Source organism: Micromonospora sp. ABR4_055 (assembly GCF_056160425.1).
This window is the reverse complement of record NZ_JBSWXD010000198.1, coordinates 1-10,539: the sequence shown is the minus strand read 5'-3', so window position 1 is coordinate 10,539 and position 10,539 is coordinate 1. Positions and strand designations below refer to the sequence as shown.

Here is a 10,539-nt window from a genome sequence, read left to right as displayed (position 1 = left end):
TTGGTGGCTGGTTGTCTTTCTCCCTTCCCCACCCACCCCCCCGTTTTCCCCCCGGGGTGGCCACCCCTCCGCCAAATGGTCCTGGCCCCCCCCCCCCCCCCCCCCCCCCCCTTCCCGGTGCAGTGCCTGTCGGAGCCGGTCAGGGTCGACTCGACCGGGCTTGGGACAGGATCACAGCTCGAGCGACCAGGTGTTGATGTAGCCGGTGTCGCCGCTGAAGATGTCGCGGACCCGCAGCTGCCAGGTCCCGTTGGCGGTCTCCGACGACAGGTTCACCGTGTACGTCTCGATCACGTTGTCGGCTCCGTCGAAGAACGCCCAGCTCTTCAACCGGTAGGAGGAGCCGTCCGGGGCGATCAGGTCGACGATCAGGTCACCCCGGTAGGTGTGCTGGATGTTGACGTCCACCGTCGACGACGACGAGGGGGTGCTGCTGCAGCCGCTGATCGAGATGCTGCTGCTCACCCACGACCCGCTGTCCGGGATCGCCACGTCGGTGCCGTTGGTGCCGGTGCAGCTGCCGCCCGGGCCGATCACCGTGAGGGTGAACGTCGCGGTACGGGTCGCCGAGCTGCCGGTGCCGGTGACGGTGACCGGGTAGCTGCCGCCCGGGGTGCTCGTCGAGGTGCTGACGGTCAGGCTGGCCGAGCCGCCCGAGGTGACGCTCGACGGGCTGAAGCTGGCGGTCGCGCCGCTCGGCAGACCGCTGGCCGAGAAGCTGACCGACTGCGCCGAGCCGGACGTGGTGGCGGTGGAGACGGTCGCCGTCACCGAACCACCCGGCGTGGTCGAGCCGGACGTCGGGCTGACCGACATGGAGAAGTTGTCCGCCGGCGGGGTGCCGTCGTTGACCACGTACAGCAGCCGGTTGGGCGAGCCGCTGCCCGGGTTGCCCACCGCACCCCCCGTCGCGTTGTCGTACAGGTAGTCGCGGACCTCCTGCGGGCTCCAGCCGGGGTTGGCCGAGGCGACCAGGGCCGCCGCGCCGGCCACGTGCGGCGCGGCCATCGAGGTGCCGCTGATGGTGTTCGTCGCGGTGTTGCTGGTGTGCCAGGCCGAGGTGATCGACGACCCGGGAGCGAACACGTCCAGGCAGGTGCCGTAGTTGGAGAAGCTGGACCGCGCGTCGCTGCTGGTGGTGGAGCCGACGGTGATCGCCTCGGTGACCCGGGCCGGGGAGGTGTTGCAGGCGTTCGCGTTGCTGTTGCCCGCCGCCAGGCTGTAGGTGACACCAGCGGCGATCGAGTTGCGCACCGCGGTGTCCAGCGAGGTGTTGGCGCCACCGCCGAGGCTCATGTTGGCCACCGCCGGCATTTCGGCGTTGTCGGTCACCCAGTCCACCCCGGCGATGACGCCGGCGGTGGTGCCGCTGCCGGAGCAGTTCAGCACCCGGACGCCGACCAGGGTGGCACCCTTGGCGACGCCGTACGCGGTGCCGCCGACGGTGCCGGCGACGTGCGTGCCGTGGCCGTTGCAGTCGTCGGCCGACCCGCCGTCGACGGCGTCGAAGCCGCTGACCGCGCGGCCGCCGAAGTCGTTGTGGCTGAACCGGATCCCGGTGTCGATGATGTACGCGTGCACATTGGACGCGGTGTTCGGGTAGGTGTACGAGTCGTTCAGCGGCAGATCGCGCTGGTCGATCCGGTCCAGCCCCCACGACGGCGGGTTCGGCTGGGTGTCGGCGATCCGTACGGTGTGGTTCTGCTCGACGTACTCGACGGCCGGGTGGGCCGCGATCCGGGCCGCCTGCTTCGCGCTGGCGGAGATCTCGAAGCCGCGCAGCGCGGCGGTGTAGGTGCGGGCCACCGTCCGGCCGTGCTGGCCGGCGAGGCTGCGGGCGGTCGCGGCGACCTGTCCCCGGGTGACCGCGCTCTTCTTGAAGACCACGATGTAGCTGTCCGGTACGGCGGTCGGTCCACCGGCGTGCCGGATCGTCCCCTCCGGTTCGGCGGCGGTGACCGGTCCGGTGACTGCCGCCACCATGGCCAGTGCTGTGGCACCGACGACGATGATCCTGCGGGGGAGATTCATCTCCCGTCCTCCCATCAGATCGGCAGGCGTCAGTCCGCTGACGGTGACAGCGGATCAGTGAACGCCGATCTTGCTGAGAGTAATCTGGGTCGACACTGGGAAGTTATATGCCGAAACGTCTATACCATTGGTGCGATGGAACCGGCGAGATCATCGCCCACCTGCGGTGCCGTGCCCGAACAGCGGGCAGTGCCTGGCGGCCCGAAACAAGGAATTTTCATGATCGCCCTTGGGCTGGGGCGGTTGATCGACGCTCAGCGGGAGACCAGCCGACGGCGTACCCCGCGGGCGTACTTGCGGGCGACGAAGACGGTCGCCCGGCCGAGGCTGCGGGCCCCACCGACGGTGACCGTCTGTCCGGCCCGGCGGCCGGCGGGCGGCCCGGCCGTAGCCTGGCCGCCGGCCGCGCCCGACCCGGTCGTGGTCAGGTCGACGACGTCGTACTCGCTGCCGGTCTCCCACCGTTGACCGTGGCTGGCGGCAACAGCCTCGACCAGCGCGCCGTCGGCGGTACCGCCGTGCACCGCCCGGCTGCGGGCCGCGGTGGACCACAACTCGACGGCGTGGGTCGGGGCACCGGCACCGGCCGGCAGCACCCGCAGCAGACCACACCGCCACTTCTCCATCGCCGCGACCAGCGACCCGACGGTCCGCGGACCGACGCCCAGCCGGGACGGCACCCGGAGCAGGTACGGCGTGGGGAAGGCGGTCACCGGAGCGCTGCTGACCATCCGTACCCGTGGTTCGCTGCGGTACTCGGCGGCCAGCAGCCGCAGGTCGGCTCGGCCACTGTCCGTCCCGCCGCTGTCCGTCCCGGCTGCGGCCCAGTCGCCGACCAGGACCACGTGCAGGTCGCGCTCGTTGCCGCCGAGCAGTCGGTCGACGCAGGACCGGACCACCTGGTACGGCTGGTCGACCGGCACCACGGCGGTCACCAGTGGCACCTGCCAGACCCGGCCGGGACGGCGGCGACGCTCGCGGGGAAACGGCACCAGGTCGGTCAGCTCGGCGTCGGCCCGCCCGGCGGCGACCGGATCCGCCGCGGCGGCCGTCCACAGCGTCGCCGCCGGCTCCGGCACGAACACTGCCCCGGCCTGCGCCAGCCGGTAGGCGACCTCGACGTCGGCGCCCTGGAACTGGTCGGAGCCGGCCTGGTAGCGGTCGCGCTGAAAGGCGTAACCGGTGCCGGCGGCGGCCAGGAAGACGAGATGGTCGGCGGTGCGGAGCTGATGCGTGGTGTCGAGCAGGCGGGCCAGCCCGGGGTCGACCGTACTGCCCGGGAAGAGCTGGCCGAGGGTGCCGGCGCTGGCGTGGGCCACGATCACGTCCGGGTCCGGGGCCCGGCCAGAGAAGATCATCGGTACGGCGACACTGACCGCCGCCGGACTGGCCTGCTGCCAGCGGGTGAGCGCCGAGACCAGGTCCGGTGCCGGGACCGCCCCGGCCGGAATCCGGACGATGATCTCGCCCTTCGCGGTGCCGACCTCGTCGGCGAAGGCGCTGTCGGCGGCAACGGTGACGATCTGCAACAGCCGGTCAGGGTACCGCTGCTGGCGCAGTGCGGCGACGGTACGGGCGGCGCCCGCCGGGTCGCCACCGTCGCCGACCACCAGCACGCTCACCTGGGCGGTGGGCGCCGGGTGACCGGGCTCCACGGGAGCGATCAGCGTCCAGTCGTTGTGTGGTGACGGAGCGGCGGACACGGCACCAGGCAGGGACACGCGTGCAGCGTACCGGAAGCCCGGCCGGTAGCCTCTGCCGTGATGTGGGTCGGGCGTCGCGCGTGTCGGCCCGACGTGGTGCTCCGAGCCGGAACGACAGGGTGGCGCAGGTGGCGGAGAATACGGTGGGTGGCGTCGTGCGCGGCGGGAGTCCCGATCACCGGCGCTGGTGGTGGCGGGTCCGGTTGACCGATCGACCGGACGGCCGCCCGGTGTCCGGGCCGACCACCGGGGCGGCCCGCCGGGCGCTGGTGGACGCCGACTCGGTGGCGGCGCTGCGCCGCCTGCTGGCTGAGCCGGCCGCGGCCACGCCGACCCGCCAGCTGGTGGTCCGGGTACGCCGTTGGCGTCCGCCGACCGCTGGTTGGTCCGGCCGGCTGGGTACGGTGCCGGGCCTGCGGCGGCACCGGGTGCGGCTGCCGCGCGGTGGCGGCAACGCACGGCTCAGCGTCGACCTGGTCGAGCCGATTCCGCTGCACGATCTGCTCACCGCCGCGTTGGCGGTGCTGGCGCCGGTCCGGCCGTTGCCCCGACCAGCCAGCGCCGACGTCGCGGCGGTCGGGGTGGCGCCCGGCTGGTTGCCGGTCGCCGCCAACCATTCGGTGACCGGGGCGTTGACGACGAACCCCGAGATCCGTGGGTACGACGTGGTGCTCGCCCCGGACGCGGCGACGCTGGCCGCCGCGGCGGACCTGGTCGGGGTGGCGGTGACCGCCGGTGGCACCGGTGCCCGGGTGGCCAACCGGCAGCCGCTGGTGCTGATCGATTCGGCGGTGGCGAATCCGGTCAGCCGGGGCCGCCGGTACGGGCCGACGGAGCCGACCGGGGTGTTGGAGTTCCTGCCCGCCGACCCGGTGCCCGGCTGGCAGGTGCGGCCGGCTGAGTCCGCCCCCGCCGGGTCGGCACCGGCAGCCGGAGCCGGTGCGGTGCCGGTGGCGCGCGGCGGGTTGGCCGGCGTACCGCTGTCCGGTGACCAGTTGGCGGCGATCCGCCGGTTCACCCATCTGATCTGCCCCGACGTGCCGGCGATCGCGCCGGCGGCGGAGGCGACGCTGCTGGCCCAGCTGGCGGCGACCGGTGCCGTGCTGCGGGTGCCGCAACTGCCGCCGGCGGTGGCGGACCGGCTGGCCGAGCCGTTGCTCGCGGTGCTGCGTAGCGGCCTGCCCGGGGTCGGCGCGGATCCGTTGGAGTGGGAGATCCGCAGCGTACGGCAGCGGTCGGCGGCGTTGCGTGGGCACGCCGCCGCGTTTGCCGCCGGTGACGTCACCGCCGACACATTTCCGGCGCTGGCGGCGCCGCCGTCGGTGAGCGCGGTGCTGGTCACCCGGCGTCCCGAGTACCTGCCGGACGTGGTGCGGCAGCTGGCCGGGCAGACCTACCCGGAGTTGGAGATCGTGCTCTGCCTGCATGGCATCGAGTTGACGGCGGACCTGCGGGCGCAGCTGGGCGAGTGCGGCCGGCCGATCCAGATCTTCAGCGCGCCCGCCGGGTTCAGCTTCGGCGAGGTGATGGGCGCGGCGACCGCGCGGGCCCGGGGCAGCCTGGTCACCAAGGTCGACGACGACGACGTGTACGGCCCGGAGCACATCTGGGACCTGGTGCTGGCCCGGGAGTACTCGGGCGCGATGCTGGTCGGCAAGGCAGCCGAGTTCGTGGTGCTGCAGATGCTCGGGGTCACGGTCCGCCGGGCGGCGGTGCCGCCGGAGGCGTACGGCGCCCCGGTGGCCGGCGGCACGATGTTGATGGCGCGCGGAGATCTGGAGGCGGTCGGTGGTTGGCGGCCGGTGCCCCGGTCGGTCGACCGTGGCCTGATGGACCGGGTGCTGCGCGCCGGCGGGCTTATCTACCGCACCCATCCGCTCGGCTACCTGTACGAACGGCGGGCGGCCGGGCACACCTGGGACGCCGGTCTCGACTACTTCCTACGTCGGGGTGGCCAGCAGTGGGACGGGGTGCCCCGGCATCCGGAGTTCGGTACGTCGCCGGTCGGACTACCCGAAGTAACCGCTCGGTAATCTATCCGACCTCCTGGTGATCGAGCTGTCACAGTACGAACATGGCACGTTTACCCGATGTGCCAGGGCGATTGCGCTCGTCACAGTCATTCGGGGGCCGGCAACCGATGGCTGGGGAGGTGACGGTGACCACCGTCGCGCTCAAGGATGTATCCAAGGTCTTTGCCGACGGGACCGTCGCCGTCGACAAGGTCAACCTCGACGTCAACGACGGTGAGTTCATGGTGCTCCTCGGCCCGTCCGGCTGCGGCAAGTCGACCGTGCTGCGGATGATCGCCGGGCTGGAGGATCCGAGCAGCGGTGCGGTGCTGCTCGACGGCGAGCTGGCCAACGACATTCCGCCCAGGGACCGCCGGGTCGCGATGGTCTTCCAGGACTTCGCCCTCTATCCGCACATGTCGGTGGGGGACAACATCGCCTTCCCGCTGCGCCTGTCCGGAGTGGAGACGGCGTCCCGGCAGGAGCGGGTGGCGGACGTCGCCAGCGCGCTGGGCATCGGCGACGTACTCGCCCGCAAGCCCAGTCAGCTATCCGGCGGTCAGCGGCAACGGGTGGCGATGGGGCGGGCCATCGTCCGCCGTCCCGGCCTGTTCCTGATGGACGAACCGCTGTCTAACCTGGATAGTGGGTTGCGGGCCGAGCTGCGGGCGGAGATCTCCGGGCTGGTCCGCGAGCTCGGCGTCAGCACCGTCTACGTCACCCACGACCAGGCCGAGGCGCTCACCATGGCCGACCGGGTGGCGATCATGCGCAAGGGCGTGCTGCAGGACGTCGGCACCCCGACCGAGGTGTACGGCCGGCCGGCCACCCTCTACGTCGCCGCGTTCCTCGGCAGTCCCCGGATGAACCTGCTGGAGGCCTCGGTCTACGTCCATCTCGACCGCTACGTCGCGCTCAACCTGGGCGAACAGACCATCTACCTGCCCTGGACCGATCTGCGGGCCCGGGCCGTGTCGCACTACCACGGGGAACGCATCGTGGTCGGCCTGCGGGCCGAGGCGCTGACCCCGGTGGCCCCCGGCAGCCCGGGCGACGTGCTGCAGGGCCGGATCCGGTTCCTCGAACACCACGGCCACGAGTCGCTGGCCTACCTCGACATCGGGGCTACCGCGATCGTGGTCGACGACCTCGCCGGTACGGCGGTGGAACCGGCCGGTGCCGGTAGCCGGCTGCGCCGGTTCGGCGGCGTGATGCAGCGCCTCACCGGTCGGTCCGTCAGGCGGGCGGACGTCGGAGACCAGTCGGCCGAGTCCGGCCCGGACCGGGAGAGCGTGCTCAGCGATCCGGGGCGGCACCACCGCCGGCCGGCCGAGTTGGCCGTGCGACTGGCCCCGTACCCGGCGGTCACCCCCGGCCATCCGCTGGCCGTCTCGGTCCGGATGGACGCCCTGCACTTCTTCGACGAACGGGGCGACCGGATCGACGTCGGATGGCGGTGAGAGGGCGGCCGGCGATGAGTGACTGACTGGTCACCATGGGCTGGCGCGCCGGTGGAAACCGAGCCGGCCGACCGGAGATCAGGTTAGATTGGCTGCGTGCTCGGTCTACCCGCTCATGTGACCGCCTGCCTGTTCGACCTCGATGGGGTGTTGACTCAGACCGCGAAAGTGCACAACGCGGCGTGGGAGGAGACCTTCAACAACTTCCTCCGCGCCCGCGCCGCCGACACCGGCCAGCCGTTCCATCCGTTCGACCCGGGCGCCGACTACAGCCGCTACGTCGACGGCCGGCCACGGGCCGACGGGGTGCGTTCCTTCCTTGCCTCGCGGGGCGTTGAGCTTCCCGAGGGGTCGGCAGACGACCCCCCGGAGGCCGACACCGTGTACGGCATCGGCACCCGGAAGAACGAGGTGCTGCTGCGACGCATCGCCGAAGACGGGGTGCAGGTCTACGACGGTTCGCTGGCCTACCTTCATGCTGCCCGCTGGGTCGGGCTGCACCGGGCCGTCGTCTCGGCCAGCGCCAACTGCCGGGACGTGCTGATCGCGGCGGGGATTGAGGAGTTGGTCGAGGTGCGGGTAGACGGGGTGATCGCGCGCGAGAAGGGCCTGCGGGGCAAGCCGGAACCGGACACGTTCCTGGCCGCTGCCGCGCAGCTCGGCGTCGAGCCGGGCAACGCTGCGGTGTTCGAGGACGCGCTGGCCGGCGTGACGGCGGCGCGAGCGGGGGAGTTCGGCTGCGTCATCGGTGTCGACCGGGTCGGCATCGGTGACGAACTGCTCGCCAACGGTGCCGACATCGTGGTGAGCGATCTGGGGGAGTTGCTGGTCGGAGCCGAACGGTGATCCGGGAGCGGGCCTACCCGGTGGAGCCATGGCATGTGCGGGAGACCCGGCTCGACTTCGACATCCTGGCCCAGTCGGAGTCGGTCTTCGCCCTCGCGAACGGGCACGTCGGATTCCGCGGCAACCTGGACGAGGGCGAACCGCACGGGCTGCCCGGCACCTATCTGAACTCGTTCTACGAGTTGCGGCCGCTGCCGTACGCCGAAGCCGGCTACGGCTTTCCCGAGTCCGGCCAGACGCTGGTCAACGTCACCAACGGCAAACCGATCCGGCTGCTGATCGACGACGAGCCGTTCGACGTGCGCTACGGCGACCTGCTCTCCCACGAGCGGGTGCTCGACCTGCGGGCCGGTCTGCTGGACCGCCGGCTGGAGTGGCGCTCGCCGGCCGGGCGTACCGCCCGGGTCCGCAGCACCCGGCTGGTGTCGTTCACCCAGCGGGCGGTCGCGGCGATCTGCTTCGAGGTGGAGGCGGTCGACGAGCCGTTGCGCATCATCGTGCAGTCCGAGCTGGTCGCCAACGAGGAGCTGCCGGCACAGAGTAAGGACCCGCGCGTCGCCGCGGTGCTGGAGACGCCGCTGCAGGCCGAGGAGCGGCTGGTGCAGCCCGACGGCGGGCTGCTCATCCACCGGACCAAGGCCAGCGGGCTGCGGATGGCAGCGGCGATGGGGCACGAGATCGACGGGCCCGGCGAGGTGTCGGTCAGCACCGAAGGATTCGACGACTGGGTCCGGACCACCGTCTCCTGCCTGCTGGAGCCGGGGCAGCGGCTGCGGATGGTGAAGCTGCTGACGTACGGCTGGTCCAGCCAGCGCTCGTTGCCGGCGCTGCGCGACCAGGTCGGCGCGGCGTTGGCCGGCGCTCGGATCTCCAGCTGGGAAGGGCTCTGCGCCGAGCAGCGCAAGTACCTCGACGACTTCTGGGACCACTCGGACGTGCGGGTGGACGGCGACCCGGAGATCCAGCAGGCGGTCCGGTTCGGGCTGTTCCATGTGCTGCAGGCCGGTGCCCGCGCCGAGCAGCGGCCGATCGCGGCGAAAGGGCTGACCGGCCCGGGGTACGACGGGCACGCCTTCTGGGACACCGAGATGTTCGTGCTGCCGGTGCTGACCTACACCCAGCCGGGGGCGGTCGCCTCGGTGCTGCGCTGGCGACACTCGACCCTGGACCAGGCGCGGGAGCGGGCCCGGATGCTCGGGCTCAACGGGGCGGCGTTCCCGTGGCGGACCATCCGGGGCCAGGAATGCTCGGCGTACTGGCCGGCCGGTACGGCCGCGTTCCACGTGGCGGCCGACATCGCCGATGCGGTCCGGCGGTACGTGCACGCCACCGGCGACGTCGAGTTCGAGCGGGAGATCGGCCTGGAACTGCTGGTGGAGACCGCTCGGCTGTGGCGTTCGCTGGGTCACCACGACCGGCACGGCCGGTTCCACATCGACGGGGTGACCGGGCCGGACGAGTACACCGCCGTGGTCGACGACAACATCTACACCAACCTGATGGCGCAGCGGAACCTGCTGACCGCTGCCGACTGCGCGCTGCGCTACGCCGACCGGGCCTGGGTGCTCGGCGTCGACGACGAGGAGACCGCGGCCTGGCGGGACGCGGCCCTGTCGATGCACGTTCCGTACGACGACGAGCTGGGCGTGCACCCGCAGTCGGCCGGGTTCACCCGGCACCAGGAGTGGGACTTCGCCGGCACCCCGCAGGACCACTATCCGCTGCTGCTGCACTACCCGTACTTCGACCTGTACCGCAAGCAGGTGGTCAAGCAGGCCGACCTGGCGCTGGCGATGCACTGGCGGGGCGACGCGTTCACCGAGGAGGAGAAGGCACGCAACTTCGCCTACTACGAGCGGCGTACGGTGCGGGACTCGTCGCTGTCCGCGTGCACCCAGTCGGTGATCGCTGCGGAGACCGGGCATCTGGAGCTCGCCCACGACTACATGGGTGAGGCCGCGTTGATGGACCTGCACGACATCAACCGCAACACCCGCGACGGTATCCACGTCGCCGCCTTGGCCGGGGCGTGGCTCGCGCTGGTCGCCGGCTTCGGGGGGATGCGTGACCACGGCGGGGAGCTGGCCTTCGCTCCCCGGCTGCCGCAGCGGATCAACCGGCTGGAGTTCGCCATGATGTGGCGGGGCCTACGGCTGCGGGTGGCTGTCCAGCACGACGAGGTGACCTACTCGCTGCGCGATGTCGATCAGAACGCCACCGTGGACCTGACCCATCACGGCGAACCGATCACGGTGGCTGCGGACAAGCCGGTCATCCGGGCGATCCCGCCGGCCGGCCCGGTCAGTCCGCCGCCGCAGCAGCCGACCGGCCGCTCACCGGTACGCCGGTCGGCGCGTACCGACTGACAACCTACGTCTCGTGCTGACGACCTGCGTCTCGGGGGGGGGGGGGGGGGGGGGGGGGGGGGGGGGAGGGGGGGGGGGGGGGGGGGGGGGGGGGGGGGGGGGGGGGGGGGGGGGGGGGTGG

At 72.1% G+C, this 10,539-nt stretch carries 6 protein-coding genes; 4 read left to right on the top strand and 2 right to left on the bottom strand.

Translation table 11 applies throughout. From position 1 onward, the window contains the following. Window positions 1-171: 171 nt before the first annotated feature. Both ACXAHD_RS29120 and ACXAHD_RS29115 read right to left on the bottom strand, forming a co-directional pair. The gene (locus ACXAHD_RS29120; RefSeq protein WP_475054627.1) at window positions 172-2,031 is read right to left on the bottom strand and encodes a S8 family peptidase; all 1,860 of its coding nucleotides are present in this window, start codon (window positions 2,029-2,031) and stop codon (window positions 172-174) included. Between the two features lie 254 nt (window positions 2,032-2,285). Beyond that, entirely contained in the window at window positions 2,286-3,752 is a 1,467-nt protein-coding gene (locus tag ACXAHD_RS29115; protein WP_281551987.1) for a glycosyltransferase family protein, read from the bottom strand. A 110-nt stretch (window positions 3,753-3,862) separates the two neighbouring features. On the opposite strand from ACXAHD_RS29115, the gene ACXAHD_RS29110 reads away from it, so the two are divergent. The 4 genes from ACXAHD_RS29110 (at window position 3,863) to ACXAHD_RS29095 (ending at window position 10,418) form a co-directional block, all read left to right on the top strand. After that, window positions 3,863-5,767 (top strand): hypothetical protein, encoded by a 1,905-nt coding sequence (locus tag ACXAHD_RS29110; protein ID WP_475054624.1) that lies wholly within the window; start codon window positions 3,863-3,865, stop codon window positions 5,765-5,767. A 125-nt stretch (window positions 5,768-5,892) separates the two neighbouring features. Further along, complete coding sequence (locus ACXAHD_RS29105) at window positions 5,893-7,206, top strand: ABC transporter ATP-binding protein (protein ID WP_281551985.1); 1,314 nt, start codon at window positions 5,893-5,895, stop codon at window positions 7,204-7,206. 96 nt (window positions 7,207-7,302) lie between these two features. Continuing rightward, the gene (locus ACXAHD_RS29100; protein WP_281551984.1) at window positions 7,303-8,052 is read left to right on the top strand and encodes an HAD family hydrolase; all 750 of its coding nucleotides are present in this window, start codon (window positions 7,303-7,305) and stop codon (window positions 8,050-8,052) included. Then, window positions 8,049-10,418, top strand: a complete 2,370-nt coding sequence (locus ACXAHD_RS29095) for a glycoside hydrolase family 65 protein (RefSeq protein ID WP_281567206.1) — start codon at window positions 8,049-8,051, stop codon at window positions 10,416-10,418. The genes ACXAHD_RS29100 and ACXAHD_RS29095 overlap by 4 nt, the downstream gene beginning before the upstream one ends. The last annotated feature ends 121 nt before the right edge of the window (window positions 10,419-10,539 follow it).